A 20,867-nucleotide genomic window follows, 5' to 3' on the forward strand; every position below is an offset into this window, starting at 1 on the left:
GGGGCTGGTGATCGCTGCCGGACGACGGCAGCTGCGATCCGCCGTGATTGGATCCGGAGCACCTGCACCCAGGGCGATGGGGCGAAACTGGCCGGCTAGAGAGCGGCCGCGATCGACAACGTAGCCGGTCTATAGCTCAGGACCGCGCCGGACGTCGCGCTGCGCGCAAAACCAGGGCTGATGCGAGTACCAACCGGCCAGAATGAAATCTGGAGGCCGGCGCTGAGCGTGAGACCGCTGGATCTGGTCGGAATCCATAAGTTGCGCACGCGCGGAGATGGCGGATCTCACGAAGAACCTGGCGGTTAGCGAGGGTTATCTAGGGTAGGGGAGGCAGCTTCCGACCCAAGGCAGCCATTCGCGACTTCCGATTTCGCGTCATCCTTGCTTGATGAGCGTTCGTTGGCCTATTGATCCGCCCTTGCGTGCGGTTGGCTTTCCTAGGCCGGGAATCAGGAAGTCCGTTACGCTCCGGCCATACTTCGTCTTCTGGGCCAGCCATCGCGGCATACGTCCACGGCCCGACCAGGTGTTGCGCATGTTCTCTGGGTCGCGGTACTTGGCAGCAACTTTGCTCGCCTTTCGCCGCGGCGCTCGCTTCTTAGTCGCAATCTCAGCTACCGGCTGATCGCCATAGAGTTCCTCGATCGTGTAACCGTACTGGGCGGCGAGTGCGATCATTTTTCGACGCACTAAGGCAATGGGGCGACGGCTGGAAATCAGCCGCATTCGCTGCTCCGCGGCGGTCAGTAGGGACTTCAGTTCCGAGAGGTTGAGCTTATCGACATCAATGTTCATGCCGCTTAGGGTCCAGGCATGCCTATCAACCTGTCAACCAACATGCCGATGTCCTGTGATCAGAATGTGCTTTCGGCAGGAAGTTGCAGCCAGTCGAAGTAGCCGTCATCAGAGTCCTGCACCAGATTCGCTAGCTCAGCCCGCAATGGCCCGCCGGCGCGAAAAGCCTAGTCCTTAACCAACTCCAGCCAGCCGGTATGTTGCTTGCGGATCTGGCGTCCGAAGCTGACAAAGCGGGTTGCTGACACGTGGCCTGGGGCCCAGGTTCGTATTTACATAATATGCATTATGCGAAGTACGATCCGATCGTGCGTACGGATGGCACGTCGTGTTCGCGGCCGGTTCAGTGGCCTGGGCGCTGCATGGCGAGCCGCAGCATGGAGGCTCGCTGATGGATACACCACGCCCGCCCTGTTGGCTTGACGGCAAGCCTTGCCCGAACCAATGCGCACGCCAGCACTACGAACGTACGGTGTACAACCACACGGCGCTCTACGGTCCGTGGGATCGCTGGCGCATGGCCGGCGGCCGCCTGGTATCGCCGCACGGCGACTGGATCGGACCCGGCTTGCTTGATCGCTGGATGTGGCGGCACATGCGCATGTTCGAGCGGTAGATCTGGCGATGTAGACCTAACCCGCGATCTTGTGTCTCCGAACGACGGCCGGATCACGCCCGAACGCTTGCGTGGCCTGATATTCCGTCAGAAAGCCGAAGACAGGCTTGCGGCAGCAAGGGCTCGACGGGCAGGAGGCGTAGCGGCTTCTTAAGATGCTCTACGCTACCCGCCAGGAAAGAGGCTTTGGGGGGGGCATGGAAAACGTAGAGCATGACTTGTATGCAGGTCTGTCGGGACTGAAGTTGGGAGACGCGGTGATCGAGCTAGGGCACGGCGTAACGTTAAGGGGGACGTACGCTCACGTTTTCTCGACAGACATCCTTGCGTTCGAACGACCGGCGACACCCCATTCCTATCATCCTGGCCCCTGGCAGGCTGGTTCGAGAAGACCTGGCATCGACATAGAGACCGAACTGTATTTGCCATCCACATTTCGACACAAGAAAGTCGACGGAAAGAGGGTCGTAAATACGATAGTTACCCTCCTCCGCCTTTGGAGCGACCCGCAGATTGTGCTTCAGCTGCTCACAGACTGTCCGATCCAACAGTTGAAGGAAAAGCCATACTCCGACGCTAGGCACAATGAGCATGTGGCTGTGCTATTCGGATCCAGGCCACGACACTTCGAAATGGCGGCGATAGATAGAGAACCAGCAAAACTGATCGAGAACATGGGTTGGGTAATTGCGAATTGGCAGGCTGCACTAGATCTTTGCGAGTCACCCGAGTTTTGTTTCGCGCTTGAGACGTTCGATAACGCGCAGTTTATTCCGAATCACGCAATGATGATGGTTTCCTTGTGGGGTGCGCTAGAGGCAATTTTTGCTAGAGCGAAGGCAGAACTGCGATACAGCGTGTCATCAAATATCGCTACTTTCCTTACCCCTCGCGGCCCCGAGAGATTGCAAAAGCAGAAGGAGGTTCAGCGGCTTTACGATGGTCGCTCAGCGGCGGCTCATGGACCTGCAAAGCAGTCACCAGACGATTTGCTACAGACTTTCCAGCTATTACGTGCCGCCATTGTTCGTATGATTGAAGACAAAGCGGTACCGACAAAAAATGATCTGGAAGAGATGCTGTTCGTGAAGTAAGGGCGCTTTAATCGTCCAGGTCTGGCGGTTCTGGCAACCCCGCCCAAGGCGGCGCTGGTGCTGCGCCATACGCTTCCACTTCTTCACTGAGCGTCCTGTAGCTTGTTGCAATGAATGAAGTCAGCTCATCAGAATTGAACAATACCGTACCTAGCGATACCGCAGGCAGCAAGAATGCGTCAGCCTGCATCAGGTGAATGCGATTCTCGCTTTCGTCGAACGGCTGGGGATGTGTGCGACGATCCAATTGGATCATTCCACCGTGCGTGTACTTATGAAATCGTCGCCACATAGGATCTTGCCTCAAGGCGCTCAGCCTCTTCACTCCGGGAATATTGCTAGAGGCAAGGGCGGTGATCATGTCATCCAAATTTGGCGTATCTGCCTTAAATTCGAGAGCACTCCCCGGCTTCAGCTCCAAGAGTGACCCAAGCCACTTTTTTGGAGCCGCATACATAGTCCAGAAAGCACATGCGCTTGCTTCTCCGATTGGCCGCAACATCGCAGCCGCCGATGCATAGTGCGACGAACTAACCATACTGACACAAGCCGAATGATGCTCATGTGCCAACAGCATCGCCGACAACGCAATACGTTGCCTTTCGGTTGAGTATCGACCGGAATAAACGAAGCCTGCGGCCTGATTAGACAACTTGCGAGACTGCCTAATGCGGAGCTGAAGATCCCTGTCAGTCACACCCCTACCCCCGTGTGATTAGCTCACAAAACGACCGGCGTCATGCCGGCCAGTCATTCGGGTTTGCCCATGGAGCGCCCTGGCAGTCAACCACTTGTAAAATGTCCCAGACGAGAACAAGTGTTGCCAGTCCAGTTCCCCACCAAGCCTCAATATCAGAAGCAGAAAGATTAGTCATAGCGCCCTCCCCTTGTATCACTTGGGGCGTCGAAAACCTGGTCGTTGTACCAACACCGCACATCCAGCGCCACCGCTGTACTGATCCCGCACTCAGATCCTGGCCTGGGTCTGCGGCACTGCGTGGCGTCATCGATGTCGACCATCAGGTGTGCCACACCTCGATCCTCAGCGACAGCTTCCGCGCGGTCGGCTCCGCCGGTCCGACGGTCGCTTTCAACAGGCCGTTGAGTTCCCGGTTCAAGAACTGCGTGACCACGGACGGCACCTCGGGCGCGACGGCCGCCGAGGTGCTGGGCAGATAGGCGTAGTCCAACGCCAGATCGTAGCTCGACAATATTTTCCATATCGGATCGGGCAGCCAGGACCCGTTCGGATGCTGCAAATCCGGAGGGACGTACTGGCCCATTGGCTGCGGCCGCCGCAAGCGCAGGCGCAGGCTGATCGGGTCGCCGAGGTTGAGGATGCGGATGGCGAGAATATTGTCCCGCCGAGTGTCCGCCGCGAGCGCGCTGTTGGGGCCGACGGCTTGTTCCAGATTGATGGGTGCACTGCCCTCGCCCAGTTCGCCGTCCAGCCGCAGCACGGATTGGGTGACGTGCGTCGAATGGGCGCGCCTGCGCATCCGGGCCTCGGCCTGGACCAGGTAGCTGCCCAGCGTGTCCAGCGAAATCCAGATGCCGTCGTCGAAGGACTCCTGCACGTCCGCGCCCGGCGCGCTTTGCGTTTGCGTGCGCGCCGGTTCCAGGATGTAGCGATTGCGAAGGTCCAGCCTTTCGGCGTCGAAGCCTTCGATGGTCATGCCCAGGATTTCCGTTTGGCCGAACTCGATCGCGTGCAGCGCGACACGCAGCTGGCCGAAGATCTCCGAATACAGCATCAGCGAGTCGCGCAAGCGGCGATTGAGGCCCAGGCCGGAGTTGGTCTCGAACTGCACCACCTTGCGGCGCCACTTCTCGTCGCGTATCGCATTGCGATTCTTCGCCAAGTCGTGCTCGTAAACGGCGATCTTCTTGGCCGCCGAGATCTGGGCGATCTGGCTGTCGATCACGGACTTCTCGTTCTGCAGGCGCAGGGTTTCGTTGCGCTGGTTGGCGGTCTCGAACTTTACGCTGCGCTTGGCATCGGAGGACATCGCCGCCCAGACGATGTCGAAGACGGAACCGGAGAACAGGGCGCTGTAGGGCGCATTCGACACTTTCACCAATTCCGGCGTGCCATTACCCGGCGTCGACGTGGAATGGATCACCGGCCAATAGGACTGAATCAGCGCCCGGTCGACGCGATGCTCGGACGTGTGTCCGGGCGCGTCCGCGCCATGGCTGGCCATGGCCTCGGTCCAGTTCGCGATCACGCTCGCGAAGGCGGTTTGCTCCTTGCGCTTGGCGGCCAGCAAGCCGTCGTGCAGTTGCACTTCGTCGGCAAGACGGGTCAGCTCGGCGTCCCGCAGCTTCTTGGTCTCCTCGAACTCGTAGGATTCCTGCGCGTAGTTGAACAGGTCGAGCTGCAGCGCCTCGATGCGTCGGCGCAGCTCCAGGCAATCCGACAGCAGTGAGCGGGCGACGCCGATGTTCTCGAGCACGAGAAACGGATTCAGGCCTGGCTCGAGCAAGGTATCCAGCACGGTGATCCGGATCTTGCCGCCTTGCTGCACGATCCCCGACAAGGGAATGTCCTTGGCCTTGTCCCGGATCAGCAGGCGCAGCTGAAGGTCCTTGTCGCGCTTCAGGAAGTCCAGCAGTTCGTCGGAATCGGTCGGAATCGGGTCCGGGTCGAACCGCAATCGCTGGATCAGCTCGTCGGGCGATTGCACCTTGGAAAACAGCGAATCCGAAGACGACGACATACGCGCACCCCCTGTGCGTTTCAGCGTTGACTACCGCCGTTTGCTCCGGGTACCGGCAGCTCCAGCGAACGAATGATCGCGCGGCCGATCTCGTCGGCCATGACGTCGAACCCGCGGCCCAGCGAAACGCCGACGTCGGCCTTGTAGGTGATGTTGCCCGTCTTGAGCTTCGCGCCGGCGTCGAAACAAGGGCCGGAATCCGGGCAAACCGTATAGGCGTAGACCTGCGCGCCGCCCAAGGATGCCCTGCCGAGCTTGGGACCCAGCCCCAACTCCAGGCCGATGGTCTGCGATCCGTCCATGCCGACGCCGAAGTTCAAGGACGTACCGGCCAGCGGCAGCGGTATCGGCGTCTCGAAGGAGCTGCCCTCCTTCAGGGACTTGGCGTCCAGGAGCATGCTCGGGGATGGGACGTAGTCGATGCTGAGGCTGGGGCCAACCTCGAAGGAACCCTTCACCGTCAACTCGAAAAAAGGGAGCCCCTGATACTCCAGCAGCGTTATCCCCAACGTCGAGGATTTGCCCTCCGCGCCCCCCAGGGAATACAAGCTGATGGCATCTGAGGGGATTCGGATCTGCGAGTCCGGCGATTCGCTGGCGTCGCCTTGCGTAGGATCTTCGGAGTCCCCGCGAGCGTCTCGTCCTCTGCGATCCAGATCGGCATCGTCGCGCTCCGCGCGCTGCGGCGGTGGCGAGACATCCATATCCGGTTGGGCGACCTGACCACGAGGGTACATGGGCATCCTTGCCTTGCCGTACGGTGCGGACCCGGATCATCGCAGCACCGCCACCGGACAAAGTCAAGCGCACACCAGGCGCGAATCGAACGGGTGCCGAAGGCCGGGGGCGTCGCGACGCCCCTCGCGGTGCCGCCGCATCGTTCGAATCGGATCCGGACCGGATGCATCTGCCCTGCCCTGGCCGAAGACAGGCTCAAAGCAACAAGTCCTCGTAGAAGACGCCACAGCCGTCCATGTCGCCGAGCCGCGCCGCGCCTGGACGGGTCCGCGCGACATCCCGGCTCGGCGACATCGGCGCGGCGATCTGAAAAAATCTTCGCGAGCCTGTCGATTCGGCGCCCCTCCGTTCGACGCTGCTAATGAACGCCCATTCCGGGCCGCACTGGAGCACAACATGAAGATCACCATCGAAACCCTGGTACGCGCCGACCTGGACCAAGTCTGGAAGGCCTGGAACACCCCGGAGGACATCAAGCAGTGGAACGCCGCCAGCGACGACTGGCACACCACCCGCAGCACGGTCGATCTGCGCGAGGGCGGCAAGTTCCTTTCGCGTATGGAAGCTAAGGACGGCAGCTTCGGCTTCGACTTCGAGGGCACCTACACCCGCGTGGTCCCGCAGCAGACGATCGAGTATCGGATGGAGGACGGCCGCGAAGTCCAGTCCGAGTTCGTCGCTCAGGCTGACGGCGTCCTGATCAAGTCCACCTTCGACGCCGAGTCGGAGAACTCGCCGGAAATGCAGCGCGCCGGCTGGCAGGCGATCCTCGACAACTTCGCCCGCCACGTCGAAGCGAAGGCCTGACATCCAGCGCGCATCGCGGCGCCGTACCTGCGGCGCCGCGGTCTGTCTGCTCCGGGTCGCAGGCACCTGGCCCTTGGACTGCAGGCGCCAGGCCGGTACACCGTGTCGGCCGAGTCGCAGCAATGGGCGCCCAGTCGAGAACAGAAGGCTTGAACACGCAATGTTGGCGCAACCTTCCTTCCTAAGATCGGACTCTCGCCTGCCCTGTGGAGTTCGAATGAGTCCAGCATCGCTACCTCAAACCCCGCACGAATCCGCGCCGCTGGACTCTTCCGCGGCCGCCTACCCCGGATGGCGCGACCTCTTGTCGTTCCTGCGTACCTGGCGGCGCTCGCCTGGACGCGTCGGAGCGATCGCGCCGTCCAGCGCCGCGCTGGCCCGCTTGATTACCAGCGAGGTAGCGGCAGCCCCCGGCCGGGTATTGGAATTGGGGCCCGGCACCGGCGTGTTCACCCGCGCCTTGCTCGAACGAGGGGTTCGCGAGGAGGATCTGGTTCTGGTCGAGGCGGCACCGGAGTTCGCCGCACTGCTGGAGCGGCGCTTTCCGGCGGCGCAGGTCCTGCGCGCCGACGCCCGCTACCTTCCGCACCCGCTCTCGCGGGTCGACAGCCCAGTCTCCGCCGTGGTCAGTGGCCTGCCCTTGCGCAACCTGTCGCGACGGCATCGGCTCGCCGTGCTGCTCGGCGCATTCGGCCATCTTGCCGTCGACGGCGCGTTCTACCAGTTCACTTATGGAGCACGCTTCCCATTGCCGCGCTCGTGGACGGACCGTCATGGCTTCAAGGTGCAAAGGCTGGGTCGCGTGTACGGCAATCTGCCTCCCGCGACGGTGTATCGGGTAACACGGCGGGCGGCCTCGCGCTGGATCGGAGCATGAGCCTGCGATGGCGGTGGCAGAATGCAGCCTACGCGACAGGGTCGGACCCATGCGCATCTTGCTGATCGAAGACGAGCTCGAGTTCGCCGTGGCCCTGACGCAGGCCCTGAAGCGCTACGACATGGTCGCCGACCACGTCCCCACCCTGGGCGAAGGGCAAGCGGCCGCGATGGGCGATGTCCACGACGCGATCGTGCTCGATAGAAGCCTGCCCGACGGCGATGGGGTCGCCTTGATACCGCGTTTGCGCGCAATGGGGCTGCGCACGCCGGTCATCGTGCTGACCGCGCGCGGAGATCTCACCGATCGCGTCGTCGGCCTGGACGCCGGCGCCGACGATTATCTGGTCAAGCCCTTCGCGATCGAGGAACTGCTTGCCCGGCTGCGCGCCGTGTTGCGCCGGCCGGCGCGGATGGCATCCGACACGATACGCGTGGGCCTGCTTGCGTTCGACCTGGTGGAACGGCTGGCGGAGGTCGCGGGACGACCGCTGGAACTGCCGCGCCGCGAACTGTTGCTGCTCGAAGCCCTGCTGCGACGCCGCGGCCGCACCGTGATGCGCAGCGTGATCGAAGAGTCCGTCTATGGATTCGACGACGACATACAGTCGAACACACTCGATTCCCATGTTTCCCGCTTGCGCCGCAAGTTGGCCGAAGCCGGCGCCGGCGTGGAGATCCACAGCATCCGCGGCATCGGTTACCTGCTGCGGGAGGCGGCATGACCCGATCGCGCCCGCACTCGCTGAAGCAGCGCCTGCTGTGGAGACTGCTGGCACTGCAAGGCGCCCTCCTGGCGGTCTTCGGATTGCTGATCGTATTGGCGCTGTACAGCAGCAACGTCGCCAAGGACGCCGACAATGCGGTCGAGATTCTGCAGGAGGCATTGACGCTGGACGACCGCGGCCGGATGAGCTTGCGCGAAACGCCGGACCTTATGGAACTGCGCCGGGAAATTCCGGCCTTGTGGTACGTCATCCGCGATCGGCGAGGCCACGAACTGCGCCATGGTCCGATTCCGCCGGAGTTCGCCTCTATCGGCGGCGCGTTGGACCAGGTCAGTCAGGCCCGGCTGGGATACCTGATAGACGACGACAAGGCGACCGGCGCGCGTCTCAAGCGGGTCGATACTCAGTACGGCAGGGTCCAGATACTGACGACCGAAGAAGGCCGGGTGATGGCGCCCGGCCGCGCGAGCTGGCTGATTCTGTCGGTCTTGGTCACCGTCCTGCTGCCGTTACTGGTCCTGATGACCTTGGTCACCCTGATCGCCACCCCCAAGGTTGTGCGTTGGTCCTTGAAGAGCCTGGAGCCCGTCGTCGACACCGCGCGCAAGCTCGATGTCGAACAGCGCGGAGCGCGTCTGCCCGAAGCCGGCGTGCCCGAGGAAGTGCTTCCCTTGGTGTCGGCGGTTAACGACGCCCTGGGGCGCTACGACGAAGGCCACGAAAGACGCCGACGCTTTCTGGTGGACGCCGCGCACGAGCTGCGCACTCCCGTCGCGATACTCAACGCCCGCCTGGAGTCGATGCCCCCCTCCCCCGACCGGGCACGACTCCTGCAGGACGTCGCGCGCTTGTCCGTGCTGGCCGAGCACCTGCTGAACCTGCAGCGCCTGGATCGGAGCAACCCGAATTTCCAACCGATCGACCTGGTCGACCTGGGCCGGCAAACCGCCGCCAACCTGGCGCCGTTGGCGATTTCCGCCGGTTACGAGCTCGCATTCGAAACCGTTACCGACGCGGCCCGGGTCGCGGGCGACGCGCTGGCGTTGGAACGCGTCCTGGTGAATCTGGTTCAGAACGCCATCGAGCACGGCGGCAACAGCGGCGCGATCACGATCTTCGTCGGTCGCGATAGCGGCCACGGCATTATCGAAGTATCCGACCAAGGCCCCGGCATTCGTCCCGAGTATCGCGAGAAAGTGTTCGAACGCTTCTATCGCGTCCGGGGCAACCAACGCGGCAGCGGGCTGGGATTGAATCTGGTCCGCGACATCGTGCGACTGCACCGGGGCTCCATCGAGATCGTGGACGCGCCGCGGCAAGGCGCTTGTTTCAGATTGGCCTTGCCCTTGGCGCGTTCGCAGCATGCGAAGCTCGGCACGGACCGCGACGTAACCGCGGTGCAGGACGGCGCTTGAACCGGCACGCCAAGTCTATGCCTACCTGCGCGCGGCGCAGGCTTGCGCAAGGCCAGTCGGCGTAGGGATTGTCGACGAAGAATCGGCAGTTCCCGGCGTCGTTGATGGCATTGACAGGATTGTTCGTCGCGGGATGTCGCGCATTCGTCGTTCCGTCGCCATCTCCCACTCGCCTGCCTGCCCGTTCCGAAGCGCGGACTCTTTCAAGCGCCGGCCAGCGTCAAGGCTTTGGCCAAAGCTTCGTCGGCCGGAACTTCGATATCGGGAACGATGCCGACGCCCTCCCAATCCTTGCCGGTATCCGGATCATAGGTGCGTCCTACCGGGATGAACGCGGCCAGGCCCGCACCGATGGGCTCGATGCCGCCGAAGTGATTGGCGCCCGCGGTGCGCTCGCCGATCAGCGTGCCTCGGTGGGTGCGCTGCAAGGCGAGAGCGAAATGCTCGCCCGCCGAACGCGTGCGCTTGGAGGTCAGGTAGAACACCTTGGCCTAGCGCAGGCGGCGTTCGGCCGGGTCGGGAATGGCCACATGCTGGCGTACCAGTTGGTTCGCGGCACCGGGGACGGTACGCAGCGTCGGGGTTGCGAACGGCACCGGACCTCGCCCCAGCCTGTCGTTCTTCGCCACCGACATTTCCACCAGCACCGTTTCTTGCGCGAACAAGAAAGGAAACAAGGCGTCCATCTCCGCCAGGCCGCCGCCCCGCGCCAGGCTGCGCGTGTCGATGATGACGGCCTTGGCGTTCGCATGGTCTTGCACGAAGGCCCGGATCGCCGCCACGGACGCAGGTTCGCCGGCGAACTGGTTGAAGCGTATGTAGGCCACACCGTCCGCGATCCACTTGGTCTCGGCGACGCTGGGCAGGTCGATCGGAGCCAGTGCGGATACCCGACTCGGCGCTCCGCTCGCTGGTGGCACGCGTTGCGGCGATGCTCGCGCACTTCCGGTACCCGTCGGCGCGGGGCCAACGACTCGCCGCGGACCGTTGGACACGGGCCCGGCGCCCGCGCCGAGGTCCGGCGCCAGATCGACGCGCAGATGACCATCGGCCGCGACCGCTTGCAGGTCCAGGGTCAGGCGCTGCGCCAGGTCCTTGGCGTCGTCGATGTCCGCGTACTCGCCCGCGCTTAGCTTGCTACGCAGCATGTCCGCGTAACGCCGGCCCACGGCCGGATCGACGAAGCGCGTCGCCAATTTGTCCGCCAGGGTCTCGATCGCCGCCGGATAGGGATCGTCCGGGTCCGCAGCGAAGGCCGGCGAAACGATCGCGAGCAGTGCGGACAGGCCGATGGCTAGCAGGCCCGGGTATATGCCGGAGTTGGTCTCGTGGTGGCGCATGGCGGATCCTCGCGGGCTAAGCCAGATCCCAGTACCGATGCCGGCCGTGGCCGATTGGTCGCAAGCGGACTCTGCCTGCCCTGGCCTGCCCGGCTCCGTACCCCGGAACGCCACCCCCGAAGTCGGACGAAAGACCGCTTATCCCGTGGAGATCAGACGAAACGCCAGCCAAGCCGGAACGCCCAGATAGAACGCCAGACGGCCCAGCCATTCCAAGGCGTCGCGCAGCGCGGCCAGGTGCGCGGAACGCAGCGCTATCGCCAACGCCACCGCCGTTTCGATCGCGATCCGCAGCGCGGCGGCGAACAGCATCAGGCCGATCGACCAGGATGCCCACCAGATCAGCAACCCCGTCAGGTAGGCCGCCAGCCCGTAACTGTAGTACTCGCCGAAGCTGCCGCCGAAGGCGATGACCTGGTGCAGACGAAACGCCACCAGCGCCAGCAGCAAAGGGAATAGCGCGAACTTCACCAGCGCGTGATCCAGCCGCGGCCGGCGTGCGTCCGCACGCGTTTGGGCCAGATCGGCCAACGCGTTCGCCACGCGCCCTCCCCCGTCCACCGCTGTGCCGGTCGCGGCCAACAGGCGCCGCAAGGCATGCGGCCGAGACAGCGCCAGAGCGCGCGTCCAGTAAGGCCCTTCGGCCAAGCGCAGGTCGACGCCGCTGCGCGGCAGCGGCAGCCGCCAGGGACGCAAGGCGGCGATCGAGGCCAGGGGCATCTCGATCCGTTGCCGGCGTTGGTCCAGCACCAGCAACGGCCCTTCCACGCGCGCCTGCGCGAGGAACGCGCGCTCGATCGCCCAGGCCGCCAGCGCCGGCGCCACCACCGCGGCGGCGAAGATCTTCAGCTGCGACAAGGATTGGATCTGCAGGCCGATGCGCGACAGCATGTCGTAGGCCAGCCACAACAAGCCCGCGCCCGCGCACAACCTCAACGCGCCGGCCGCCGTGCGCCACAATGGCGTGAGCGCGACGACCGCTACCGTCGATTCGTCTTTCGGCACGGCGCCGGCACGGCGGTAGCGGACGCGCCAGACGCTCAATGCGGCCAACGCCAGCAGGAACACCGCGCCCGCACGCCCCACCCAGTCGCCCCAGCGCACCATCAAGGTCGGCGCCGGATCGCGGGCGCTGACGAAGGCGGTGAGCACAGCCTGGTCGCCCATCGACGTACTCGCCAGCACTTCGCCGGTGTCGTCGATAATGGCGCTGAGTCCGTTGGTGGTGACGCGCACCTGCGGCAGCCGCGTCTCGATGCTGCGGAAGGCCGCGACCGCCAGATGCAATCGGGCGCCGACCGGATAGGCGGTGAACCAGGAGTCGTTGGACATGCCGATGATGGCCTGCGCCCCCAAGCGTGCGCCATCGATGGCCAGGTCGGTATGCACGTCGTCCAGACAGATCAGCGGCACCACGTTGACTTCGCGCCCGTCCGCGCTGCGCAAGGGCAGCACGCGCGCGCCCTCGCCCGGGCGCCAGCCGCCGGCCCACGGCAGCAAGCCGCGCAACCAGGGGCCGTCCAGCCAACGCGGCACGTACTCGGTCAGCGGAAACGGATAGGTCTTGCGATAGGCGCCGAGCAGGCCCTTGCCGGGTTCGAGGAACGCAGCCGCGTTGTACTCGCCCTGCTCGTCGCGGTCGTAGGTGCCGAACACCAGCGGCACCCCGGCGGCATCGACGAAGCCTTGGATCTCCCGATCCAGGGCCGCGCCGTCTTCGCTGCGCGGGCTACCGAAACTGGTGGGATACACGGTTTCCGACCACAGCAGCACGTCCGCGTCGTGGTCGCGGATCGCCGACCAGGACAAGGCGTAATGGGTATCGAGCACGTGGCGGACCACGGCGTAGGCGCCCATTTCCTCGCGCAGCCGCTCGTAGTCGGTAATGCTGGCCTGGACCATGGCCACGCGCAGCGTCGCCGCATCGGCTATCGCGGGTGCCTGCAAGGCGGCGCGTCGCAGCAGGCCGTAGCCGGCCATGCAGGCCACGATCAGCGCCGCCAGCGCCAACGGCCGCAGCGCCGCGCGCAGGCCGCGTTCGCGTTGGCGGATGGCGAAGGCCAGCGCCTCGTTGACCAGCAGCAGTACCAGGGTGATGCCCGCGGCGCCGCCGAGGTCGGCCATCTGGCGCAGGACCGCGGACGGAAACAGGCCGTGCCCCAGGGTGTCGCCCAACAGCTTGGGCAGCAGCCATTCGCAGGCCACCCAGGCCGAGGCCGCGGCCAACGCGCGCAGCAGCGGCCCGTAGCGGCGTCCGGTCAGTTGGCGGACCAGTGCGTAGGCGATGAACTGCGGCTGCAGCAACGGCGCCAATAGCAGCAGCGCCACCGTCGCCGTCGCCGCGCCCACGCCGGTGTAGGCGCCGATCGCCGCACCGAACCAATGAAACGCCGCGGCCACGAAGGCGACGCTCATCAGCGCGCCTATCGCCAGCACGCGCGGCAAGCTGCGATCGGTATCGAGCGCCAGCAGCCAAGGCACCAAGGCGACGAAGCCCAGCCCCCAGGCGGGGCCGCCGCGAGCGTATAGGCCGAGCAACAAGGCGGTGGCGAGGATGCCGGCGAGGCTGCGCCAGCGGGACGTAGACAACCGTTCCTTGGTCAAGTCGAAGAACTCCGTGTAGCGGTCTTAGCGCGGAGGAATGCGGACCTGCCGCAACGGCATGCCCGGTGGCGCGAGCGCGGGCGGAACGACGCGATCGGACGGCATCTGAATCGGCCGGCCTTGCGGATCGTAGAGCGTGAAGTCGGGCGCGAACATCAGGATCGGCTCGATCGCGACGCCTTCGTCGGTGACCTGGTGATGGCGCACATAGCCTTCGGGCAGGTCGTAGCCCTCCGGCACGGCCAGTCCCGCCAACGGCGGACTGGTGCCGGGCGGATTGAACGCGCCCAGACCGGTGCGCACGCCGGCCTGCTGCAAGGCCTCGATCACTTGCGCGCCGCTGGGTTCCGGATCGCCGGGTTGGAAGTAAGCGGCCAGATCGTCGGGATCCTGGCTGGGCATGGCCTCGGGCTCCTCCAGCGATGCGGCTTGCAGCTTCGGGCGCGCGTACGGCGGCCGGCCCTCGATCGGGCCGGCCGTCGCATCGTGTTGCGCGCCGGCCTGTGCGGCGAGCGCGTTGTTGCGATCAGCGGATTCTGGCTTGAGCACCCACCAGGCCGACGCCGCGACCAGCGCGACGACCATGCAAACCGCCCACGGCAGCCATCTGCCGCGGGCGGTGGGCGGCTTCGCGATCACACGCATACCCTCGCCGTCCGCTCGGGACGACGGGGTACGCGGCTGGCTGCGCTTGGCCACGAGGCGGGTTTCCTAACCCATCCGTCAGGGCGTGGCCGGCTGATACACCGACAGCGCCCAGCCCATGCGCTCGTGCCCGTACTGGTTCCAGATCGGGCTGCGGCCGTTGCTGAAGCTGGAGTAGCGCGGCGCGCCGCTGCCCGTGCTGCCGCCCCAGAGCCCGGCCGACACGGTACCGCCGGTGTAGGTCGGATGGGTGTCGTCGGACTGGATGTAGTCGAACGAGCTGGAGGACGAGACGAACTTGGTGTTGGCGTCGCGCAAGGTCGCACGCAGGGTGACCGCGGTGCGGTTGATGTAGCTGGCCTCGCTTTCGCCGGACACGTAGCGCAGCGCGTCGGCATCGATCTGGCCGTCGCCGTTGCTGTCGTAGTCCGCGCCCATGTACTGGGCGAAGCTGTCCGCGCACTGGAAGCCCTTCTGGCGGGCGTACTCGCACATCCAGTAGTTCATCTTGGCGATCGCGGGCAGGAAGCGGTCGCGCATGTTCACCGTCTGGCCGGTGCTGGCGTCGCGGCAGGAGCTCTGCACGTTGTCGGCGTTGTAGCCCGGGTAGTACAGGTTGGAGATCACCTTGAGACGGGTGTTGGCGTGCGCATTGGTATTGATGTAATCCATCGCCGCCGACACGTAGGTCTTGCAGGAATTGACCGCCGCGTCCAGGCCGCTGTAATCGCAGGTTCCGGTCTGCGACTTGAAGGCGGAGCGCGCCTGCAGGCCGTCGTTGCCGCACATTTCGAAGCTCACCACGCGGGTGGTCGCGGCCTGCATGTAGGAACGCTCGGCCACGATCTTGTTCTCGTAGACGTCGCGCGCCACGGCGCCGGACTTGGCGCGGCGGATGCTTTCGATGTCGGCGTTCCAACGCGCCGACAGGTATTCGGCGTCCACCGTCGGCGCCGAGTAGCGCGCCGCGTTGCTGATCGAGCCGTTGTAGCCGGCGAAGATCGAATCGCCGTACGCGACGACGCGGTACTTGGTGCTGGTCCCGGCCCGGTCGATGGTCCACGACACGTTCTGGTTGAGCGTGCTGGCCATGGCCGGAGCCGCAAGCGCAAGCAGCGCAGCAGCCGACAGCCACCGCCCCGCCCTGGTGCGGAACAGAGTCTTCATCCTTAATTCCCCTTCGAAATGATGTGCGCCACGGACACCGGTTGGTGCCCGCTGAGAAAACGCTAAACCCGATCACGATGAGGACGCCCGCAGTTTTCCGGGCGTCTCTCCCCCTACCATCGCCCCCAGACGCTAGCGTACGGTCCCCGGGCGCGCAATGTGCGCTGCAACAGCGGCGAGGGACGGCATCACGTTTTCGTACATGGGCGGCGAGCCGAGTACGGGATGGCGATCGACAGGGCCGCATGCTCCGCACTCAAGTTTGCGCCGCCTTTCACAGTCGCAACGGTTGACCTGGATCAATGGAAGCTAAGGCCGCTGACCTACTCTGCATGTGAGCCCCATACGGGAGTACGCAGCATGGCCACGAAATCCTCGTCGACCTCCACCAGCCCCGCCCCTGGCACCGCGCATTGGCCGGAAACCTTGCGCGACGGCAGCCGACTCACCATCCGTCCCATCGCGGCCGAGGACGCCGCCGCCGAGCGCGCGTTCATCGAAGGCTTGTCGGACCAGTCGCGACGCTTTCGTTTTCTCGGCCAGACCCGGCATCCCAGCGCGGACCTGATCCGTCAGCTGACCGACATCGACTACGTCCACGATTACGCGCTGATCGCCACGACGGGCGGCGACGACGGCGACGAAATCGTCGGCGTCAGCCGATACGGGACCAGCCCGGACGGATCGCGCTGCGAATGCGCGGTCGCCGTGACCGACGAATGGCAGAACAAAGGCCTGGGCACGACGCTCATGAGCCGCTTGATCCGGATCGCGCGCGAACGCGGCATTCGCACGATGTACTCGATCGATTCGGCCGAGAATCGGCGTATGCGCGACCTGGCCGGCGACCTGGGCTTCCGCACTCGCAGCGATCCGGACGATGCCAGCCAGGTCATACACGAACTGAGCCTGTGAGACGACCCTATGAACACCGCATTCTGGCCGAACTTCCTGCTCTGGTGCGCCGTTCTCAACTACGGCCTTTTGCTGCTGGGGTTTGCGGCCTACGCGAAGTTCCGCGAGCCGATCCAGCGGCTGCACGGCCGCTGGTTCGCGCTGTCGCCGTCCGCGTTAGACGCCAGCGCCTATCTGATCTTCGGCTTGTACAAGATCGCGATCTGGATGTTACTGATCGTCCCCTACATCGTATTGTGCTGCCTGCGCTGAGATCCCCTGCCCTGTCAGACGGCGCTTGCGCCTGCGAGGCTGCAGCCGACGCAGGCGCCGGCGAAGCCCGCGGTGGCTCGATCAGCGCGCTTCCGGCTATTCGTGTATGTGCGGATAAGCCCCGATCACTTGCTTGAGCACCAGGCGTCCCAGGGACGAATGCTGGGCGGCCGGATACTCGATGATTTCCAGTACATAGTCCTGGCCTTGCGTGTAGGCGAAGCCTTCCACGCGCGCGCACCTTGGCCGCCAGCCGTCGCCGCCATGCTCGAGCACCTGGTAGCGCAGCGCGGGCAGCTGGCCCGCGCAAGCTTCGCTGGCCACCGCACGTATCCGCTTCGCCACCGCATCGCCGGCGATATTCGGAGTCCCGGCGGGGCTGCCGTCCAGGAGTATTTGCGACATGCAGCCGCTGAGCAGCAGCGCTGCGGCCGCGACGATGAGCCGAGTCATGATCGATACTCCTTCATCACTGCTCCGGATCCGGGACAAGACCACGGCGCGCCAGGATCGGCCGCGCAAACAGGCTCTGCCCCTCCTTCAACGCACGACCGTGAGGGGCACCATCGTGCTTCCCAGCACCTTGCTGGCGACCGAGCCCAGGAACAGACTCTTGAGCGCCGATCGCCCGTGCGAGCCCATGACGATCAGATCGCAGCGGTTGGCCTTGACGAACTTCAAGATGGTGGGCGCCGGCTCGCCTACCAGCACATGCTCCTCGCAGGCGGCTTTCGCGCGTTTGAGCATGGCCCTGGCCTTCTGCGTCGCCATCCTGCCGTTCTCGGCGTGATAACGGCGGGTGCCTTCCAGCCCCAGACTCATCGCGACGCTGCGCAGCAGCGGCTCGTCGGCATACAGCAGGTGCAACTCCGGCGCCAGCTTCAGCTCCCCAGCCAGTCGTATCGCATAACGGACCGCGCGCAAGGCGGCCTCGCTGCCGTCGACCGCAATCAGGATACGCATGCTCTTCTCCTCGATGCTCGTGCGTTCATTGACCGCGAGCATGGCCCGGGCCCGGCCGGAGCGCCTTGACCCAGATCAAGGCCTGCGCGCTCAGAAGCTGCGCGCCCACGACAGCGCCAGGACCAACATCGCCGGCCAGAGCAGGGCCGGATGCAACGCGGCGCGCAGCCACGAATGCAAGGGACGGTAGCCCACCCCGTGAACGAAGCCGGCGCAGATAGCGAGCATCAAGGGCGTCAACAGACCGTGCCCGGCCGCCGTCATGCCGCCGCCGCGCATCGCCGGCAGGAACAGCAGGCCCAGGCTCAAGCACGAAGCCAGCAGCAGCGAAACCGCACGCGCCATCACACGTCCTCCTGCACCTCGCGTCTGCTGCGCTCTTCGTCGCTGCGCAGTTCGTACCACATCGCGTTGAGCACGCCGAAGCAGCACGCCAGGGCCAGGCCCAGGATCCAAGCGAAGTACCACATCAGTAACCTCCTTCGGAATCGTGCTGCGACTCCACGTAGGCGCGGGTCACGGTGCCGCGCATGACTCGGAAGGCCCAGCCCGTGTAGGCCAGGATCAGGGGTAGGAATATCGCCGCGGCGACCAGCATGATTCCGAGCGTGCGCCTGCTAGAGGACGCGTCCCAGATCGTCAGGCCGTGGCCCGGAAGCGTGGAGGACGGCATCAGGAACGGGAACATCGCCAATCCCGCGGTCAATATGATGCCAGCGACCGCGCCGCCGCTGGCCAGGAAGGCGAGCCCGTGCGAGCGCACCGTCGCCACCGCGATCAACAGGGCGACGACCGCGACCGGCACGGCCATCATCCATGGCGTCAAGGCGTAATTGGCGAACCAGCCGCCGTCGATCATCAGCACGTGTTTGGTCAGCGGATCCGAGGAGCCGTCGGCATGCAGGCCGCTGACGATCGCCGGCGCCGGAATGGAGCGCAGCCAGATGCCCGCCACGAGGAATGCCGTCGCGGTCGTGGCGGCGGCGATGCGGGCGATGCGCCGCGCACGGCGGCCGACAGGGTCCTCGATGCGCATAGCGGCGAATGCGGCGCCGTGCATCACCAGCATGGACAGACTGACCACCCCGGCGAGCAGGGCGAAGGGCCTGAACAAGCCGATGAAGCTGCCGTCGTAGACCGGAAGAAGCTCCGGTGTGAAATGGAACGGCACGCCCAGCAGCAGGTTTCCGAACGCCACGCCGAAGACCAACGCGGGCACCGCGCCGGCGACGGTCAGGGCCCAATCCCAGGCGCCGCGCCAGCGCGCATGCGGCAAGCGGTTGCGGAAGGCGAAGCCGACCGGCCGCAAGATCAGCGCCACCAACAGCAGGAACATGGCGAAGTAGAAGGACGAGAACGAGGCGGCGTACAACAGCGGCCAAGCCGCGAACACGGCGCCGCCGCCGAGGATGAACCAGACCTGGTTGCCCTCCCAATTGGGCTCGATCGACTCGATCACCATGCGCCGTTCGACGTCGTCGCGTCCGACCAGGCGCAAGATGGCGCCCAGTCCGAGGTCGTAGCCATCGGTCACCGCGAAGCCGATCAGCAGCACGCCCAGCAGAACCCACCAGATGATGCGCAGCAGCGAATAGTCGATCATCGGTCGGTCCTCGCGTTCGGGGGGCTTATCGCGCCATGAAGGGGATGGGACGCCGGCCAGAACTTCAGCCGGTCCGGCCCCGAACGAATCGCTCGCAGCATCAGCACCACGTCGACCACCGCCAGCCCGGTGTAGAGCACGACGAAGCCGATCAGGCTGGCGAGCACCTGGCCGGAACTGGTCGAGGACACGCCCAGGAAGGTCGGTAGGATGCCGTCGATCGCCCACGGCTGGCGCCCGTATTCCGCGACGATCCAGCCCAGCTCGGCGGCGACCCAGGGCAGCGGCAGGCTCCACAGCGCGATGCGCAGGAACCAGGGCCGATGCAGTCGCCCCCGTGTGGCCAGATAGAACGCCCAGCCGAACAGCAGGATGAAGAAGCAGCCCAGACCGACCATGATCCGGAACGACCAGAACAGCACCGGCACGTTCGGGACCGTGCTCCAGGCGGCGCGATCGATGACCGCTTCGTCGGCCGTGGCCGGGTCGGCGACGTAGCGCAGGGTCAGAAGCCCGAATCCCAGATCCTCGCGCAGGGCCAGAAACGCCGCGATCTTGTCGGGATCCTCGCGATCGGCGCGCAACTCGCGCAGCGCCGTATGGGCGGCGATCCCGCGGCGGATGCGCGCGCGGTTGTGCTCGACCAGCTCATGGATGCCCGCAACCTCCTTGTCCAGCGATCGCGTGGCCACCAGGCCCAGCGCCCAGGGAATGCGCACGGCGTGCGCGGTTTCGCGCCGCTCCATGTCCGGCATGCCGAACACCGTGAACGACGCCGGAGCCGGATGGGTGCGCCATTCGGCCTCGATCGCGGCGACTTTCATCTTCTGGTTCTCGGACGCGGTGTAGCCGCTTTCGTCGCCTAGCACCGCCACCGACAACGCCGACGCCAGGCCGAAGCTCGCCGCGACCACCATGGACCGCCGCGCGATCTCCAGGTTGCGTCCGCGCAGCAGGTACCAGGCGCTGATCGAAAGCACGAACATGGCACCGGTCACGTATCCGGCGCTGACGGTATGCACGAATTTTGCTTGCGCCACCGGATTGAATACCACCGCGGCGAAATCGGTGATCTCCATGCGCATGGTCTGGAAGTTGAACTCCGCGCCGACCGGGTTCTGCATCCAGCCGTTGGCGATCAGAATCCACAGCGCCGACAGGTTCGCGCCGATGGCCGTCAGCCAGGTGACCGTAAGATGCTGGAGCTTGCTCAGTCGCTCCCAACCGAAGAAGAACAGGCCGACGAAGGTGCTTTCCAGGAAGAACGCCATCAGGCCTTCGATGGCTAGAGGCGCACCGAAGATGTCGCCGACGTAATGCGAGTAGTACGCCCAATTGGTTCCGAATTGGAACTCCATGGTGATGCCGGTCGCCACGCCCATGGCGAAGTTGATGCCGAACAGCACGCCCCAGAAGCGGGTCATCTGCTTCCAGATCGGGCGTCCCGTCATCACGTACACGCTCTCCATGATCGCCATGATCACGGCCAGCCCGATGGTCAGCGGAACGAACAGGAAGTGATACAGCGCGGTGAGCGCGAACTGCAGTCTCGATAGGTCTACGACGTGTAGATCGGGCATGGCGAT

General features: G+C 65.0%; 23 protein-coding genes. 8 read left to right on the forward strand and 15 right to left on the reverse strand.

The genetic code is table 11. The features are described from left to right. Nucleotides 1–378: 378 nt before the first annotated feature. Nucleotides 379–798: an H-NS histone family protein gene (locus ASD69_RS21075; protein WP_082576277.1), complete on the reverse strand. Its 420-nt coding sequence runs from the start codon at nt 796–798 to the stop codon at nt 379–381. Between the two features lie 472 nt (nt 799–1,270). On the opposite strand from ASD69_RS21075, the gene ASD69_RS21705 reads away from it, so the two are divergent. Both ASD69_RS21705 and ASD69_RS21710 read left to right on the forward strand, forming a co-directional pair. Then, nucleotides 1,271–1,414: a hypothetical protein gene (locus ASD69_RS21705; protein ID WP_157498998.1), complete on the forward strand. Its 144-nt coding sequence runs from the start codon at nt 1,271–1,273 to the stop codon at nt 1,412–1,414. 632 nt (nt 1,415–2,046) lie between these two features. Then, nucleotides 2,047–2,508: a HEPN domain-containing protein gene (locus ASD69_RS21710; protein WP_157499000.1), complete on the forward strand. Its 462-nt coding sequence runs from the start codon at nt 2,047–2,049 to the stop codon at nt 2,506–2,508. A 7-nt stretch (nt 2,509–2,515) separates the two neighbouring features. Here the strand turns inward: ASD69_RS21710 and ASD69_RS21715 are convergent, their stop codons facing one another. The 3 genes from ASD69_RS21715 to ASD69_RS05310 all read right to left on the reverse strand — a co-directional run bounded on the left by ASD69_RS21715 (nt 2,516) and on the right by ASD69_RS05310 (nt 5,965). After that, nucleotides 2,516–3,160, reverse strand: a complete 645-nt coding sequence (locus tag ASD69_RS21715; RefSeq protein ID WP_157499002.1) for a hypothetical protein — start codon at nt 3,158–3,160, stop codon at nt 2,516–2,518. Between the two features lie 367 nt (nt 3,161–3,527). Beyond that, entirely contained in the window at nt 3,528–5,036 is a 1,509-nt protein-coding gene (locus ASD69_RS05305) for a hypothetical protein (protein WP_157499004.1), read from the reverse strand. Nucleotides 5,037–5,248: 212 nt separating this feature from the next. Then, the gene (locus tag ASD69_RS05310) at nt 5,249–5,965 is read right to left on the reverse strand and encodes a hypothetical protein (RefSeq protein ID WP_157499006.1); all 717 of its coding nucleotides are present in this window, start codon (nt 5,963–5,965) and stop codon (nt 5,249–5,251) included. A gap of 397 nt (nt 5,966–6,362) precedes the next feature. On the opposite strand from ASD69_RS05310, the gene ASD69_RS05315 reads away from it, so the two are divergent. The 4 genes from ASD69_RS05315 (at nt 6,363) to ASD69_RS05330 (ending at nt 9,792) form a co-directional block, all read left to right on the forward strand. Continuing rightward, entirely contained in the window at nt 6,363–6,773 is a 411-nt protein-coding gene (locus tag ASD69_RS05315; RefSeq protein WP_056174716.1) for an SRPBCC family protein, read from the forward strand. 304 nt (nt 6,774–7,077) lie between these two features. Beyond that, nucleotides 7,078–7,650: a methyltransferase domain-containing protein gene (locus ASD69_RS05320; RefSeq protein WP_235567143.1), complete on the forward strand. Its 573-nt coding sequence runs from the start codon at nt 7,078–7,080 to the stop codon at nt 7,648–7,650. A gap of 49 nt (nt 7,651–7,699) precedes the next feature. Further along, nucleotides 7,700–8,374 carry a response regulator transcription factor gene (locus ASD69_RS05325; protein WP_056174718.1) on the forward strand — a complete coding sequence of 225 codons (675 nt, stop codon included), beginning with the start codon at nt 7,700–7,702 and terminating at the stop codon, nt 8,372–8,374. After that, entirely contained in the window at nt 8,371–9,792 is a 1,422-nt protein-coding gene (locus ASD69_RS05330; RefSeq protein WP_056174720.1) for a HAMP domain-containing sensor histidine kinase, read from the forward strand. The genes ASD69_RS05325 and ASD69_RS05330 overlap by 4 nt, the downstream gene beginning before the upstream one ends. A gap of 203 nt (nt 9,793–9,995) precedes the next feature. Here the strand turns inward: ASD69_RS05330 and ASD69_RS05335 are convergent, their stop codons facing one another. The 5 genes from ASD69_RS05335 to ASD69_RS05355 all read right to left on the reverse strand — a co-directional run bounded on the left by ASD69_RS05335 (nt 9,996) and on the right by ASD69_RS05355 (nt 15,548). Then, nucleotides 9,996–10,277 carry a S41 family peptidase gene (locus ASD69_RS05335; RefSeq protein WP_056174722.1) on the reverse strand — a complete coding sequence of 94 codons (282 nt, stop codon included), beginning with the start codon at nt 10,275–10,277 and terminating at the stop codon, nt 9,996–9,998. Between the two features lie 6 nt (nt 10,278–10,283). Beyond that, nucleotides 10,284–11,132 (reverse strand): hypothetical protein, encoded by an 849-nt coding sequence (locus ASD69_RS05340; protein WP_056174724.1) that lies wholly within the window; start codon nt 11,130–11,132, stop codon nt 10,284–10,286. Between the two features lie 138 nt (nt 11,133–11,270). Next, entirely contained in the window at nt 11,271–13,736 is a 2,466-nt protein-coding gene (gene lnt, locus ASD69_RS05345) for an apolipoprotein N-acyltransferase (protein ID WP_056174726.1), read from the reverse strand. A 24-nt stretch (nt 13,737–13,760) separates the two neighbouring features. Further along, nucleotides 13,761–14,321: a hypothetical protein gene (locus ASD69_RS05350; RefSeq protein WP_056174728.1), complete on the reverse strand. Its 561-nt coding sequence runs from the start codon at nt 14,319–14,321 to the stop codon at nt 13,761–13,763. A 138-nt stretch (nt 14,322–14,459) separates the two neighbouring features. Further along, the gene (locus ASD69_RS05355) at nt 14,460–15,548 is read right to left on the reverse strand and encodes a hypothetical protein (RefSeq protein WP_056174730.1); all 1,089 of its coding nucleotides are present in this window, start codon (nt 15,546–15,548) and stop codon (nt 14,460–14,462) included. 360 nt (nt 15,549–15,908) lie between these two features. Here ASD69_RS05355 and ASD69_RS05360 point away from each other — a divergent pair, with 360 nt between their 5' ends. Further along, nucleotides 15,909–16,463, forward strand: coding sequence for a GNAT family N-acetyltransferase (locus ASD69_RS05360; protein ID WP_056174732.1), 555 nt, complete (start codon nt 15,909–15,911; stop codon nt 16,461–16,463). Between the two features lie 9 nt (nt 16,464–16,472). Continuing rightward, nucleotides 16,473–16,715, forward strand: a complete 243-nt coding sequence (locus tag ASD69_RS05365; protein ID WP_056174734.1) for a DUF6868 family protein — start codon at nt 16,473–16,475, stop codon at nt 16,713–16,715. Between the two features lie 96 nt (nt 16,716–16,811). Here ASD69_RS05365 and ASD69_RS05370 read toward each other — a convergent pair whose 3' ends face one another. The 6 genes from ASD69_RS05370 to ASD69_RS05390 form a co-directional block, all read right to left on the reverse strand. Next, entirely contained in the window at nt 16,812–17,168 is a 357-nt protein-coding gene (locus ASD69_RS05370; RefSeq protein ID WP_056174736.1) for a DUF4377 domain-containing protein, read from the reverse strand. Nucleotides 17,169–17,255: 87 nt separating this feature from the next. Further along, entirely contained in the window at nt 17,256–17,720 is a 465-nt protein-coding gene (locus ASD69_RS05375) for a universal stress protein (protein WP_056174738.1), read from the reverse strand. A gap of 48 nt (nt 17,721–17,768) precedes the next feature. Further along, entirely contained in the window at nt 17,769–18,023 is a 255-nt protein-coding gene (locus ASD69_RS05380) for a cyd operon YbgE family protein (protein ID WP_056174740.1), read from the reverse strand. Next, the gene (gene cydX, locus ASD69_RS21080; RefSeq protein WP_082576278.1) at nt 18,023–18,148 is read right to left on the reverse strand and encodes a cytochrome bd-I oxidase subunit CydX; all 126 of its coding nucleotides are present in this window, start codon (nt 18,146–18,148) and stop codon (nt 18,023–18,025) included. The genes ASD69_RS05380 and cydX overlap by 1 nt, the downstream gene beginning before the upstream one ends. Then, nucleotides 18,148–19,281, reverse strand: a complete 1,134-nt coding sequence (cydB, locus tag ASD69_RS05385) for a cytochrome d ubiquinol oxidase subunit II (RefSeq protein ID WP_056174742.1) — start codon at nt 19,279–19,281, stop codon at nt 18,148–18,150. Before cydB ends, cydX begins: the two co-directional genes overlap by 1 nt. Further along, on the reverse strand, nt 19,278–20,861 hold the full coding sequence (locus ASD69_RS05390; protein ID WP_157499012.1) for a cytochrome ubiquinol oxidase subunit I: 1,584 nt from the start codon (nt 20,859–20,861) through the stop codon (nt 19,278–19,280). Before ASD69_RS05390 ends, cydB begins: the two co-directional genes overlap by 4 nt. Nucleotides 20,862–20,867: the final 6 nt, after the last annotated feature.

The organism is Lysobacter sp. Root604, assembly GCF_001427505.1.
GTDB lineage: Bacteria > Pseudomonadota > Gammaproteobacteria > Xanthomonadales > Xanthomonadaceae > Lysobacter.

Bases quoted from the DNA above. Each gene is read 5' to 3' on its own strand.
- cydX (WP_082576278.1), bottom strand. From the start codon at position 18,148: ATGTGGTACTTCGCTTGGATCCTGGGCCTGGCCCTGGCGTGCTGCTTC.
- ASD69_RS05360 (WP_056174732.1), top strand. From the start codon at position 15,909: ATGGCCACGAAATCCTCGTCGACCTCCACCAGCCCCGCCCCTGGCACC.
- ASD69_RS05365 (WP_056174734.1), top strand. From the start codon at position 16,473: ATGAACACCGCATTCTGGCCGAACTTCCTGCTCTGGTGCGCCGTTCTC.
- ASD69_RS05350 (WP_056174728.1), bottom strand. From the start codon at position 14,321: ATGGTCGTCGCGCTGGTCGCGGCGTCGGCCTGGTGGGTGCTCAAGCCA.
- cydB (WP_056174742.1), bottom strand. From the start codon at position 19,281: ATGATCGACTATTCGCTGCTGCGCATCATCTGGTGGGTTCTGCTGGGC.
- ASD69_RS05340 (WP_056174724.1), bottom strand. From the start codon at position 11,132: ATGCGCCACCACGAGACCAACTCCGGCATATACCCGGGCCTGCTAGCC.
- ASD69_RS05330 (WP_056174720.1), top strand. From the start codon at position 8,371: ATGACCCGATCGCGCCCGCACTCGCTGAAGCAGCGCCTGCTGTGGAGA.
- ASD69_RS05310 (WP_157499006.1), bottom strand. From the start codon at position 5,965: ATGTACCCTCGTGGTCAGGTCGCCCAACCGGATATGGATGTCTCGCCA.
- ASD69_RS05355 (WP_056174730.1), bottom strand. From the start codon at position 15,548: ATGAAGACTCTGTTCCGCACCAGGGCGGGGCGGTGGCTGTCGGCTGCT.
- ASD69_RS21710 (WP_157499000.1), top strand. From the start codon at position 2,047: ATGGCGGCGATAGATAGAGAACCAGCAAAACTGATCGAGAACATGGGT.
- ASD69_RS21075 (WP_082576277.1), bottom strand. From the start codon at position 798: ATGAACATTGATGTCGATAAGCTCAACCTCTCGGAACTGAAGTCCCTA.
- ASD69_RS05315 (WP_056174716.1), top strand. From the start codon at position 6,363: ATGAAGATCACCATCGAAACCCTGGTACGCGCCGACCTGGACCAAGTC.
- ASD69_RS05375 (WP_056174738.1), bottom strand. From the start codon at position 17,720: ATGCTCGCGGTCAATGAACGCACGAGCATCGAGGAGAAGAGCATGCGT.
- ASD69_RS05325 (WP_056174718.1), top strand. From the start codon at position 7,700: ATGCGCATCTTGCTGATCGAAGACGAGCTCGAGTTCGCCGTGGCCCTG.
- ASD69_RS05390 (WP_157499012.1), bottom strand. From the start codon at position 20,861: ATGCCCGATCTACACGTCGTAGACCTATCGAGACTGCAGTTCGCGCTC.
- ASD69_RS05380 (WP_056174740.1), bottom strand. From the start codon at position 18,023: ATGGCGCGTGCGGTTTCGCTGCTGCTGGCTTCGTGCTTGAGCCTGGGC.
- ASD69_RS05370 (WP_056174736.1), bottom strand. From the start codon at position 17,168: ATGACTCGGCTCATCGTCGCGGCCGCAGCGCTGCTGCTCAGCGGCTGC.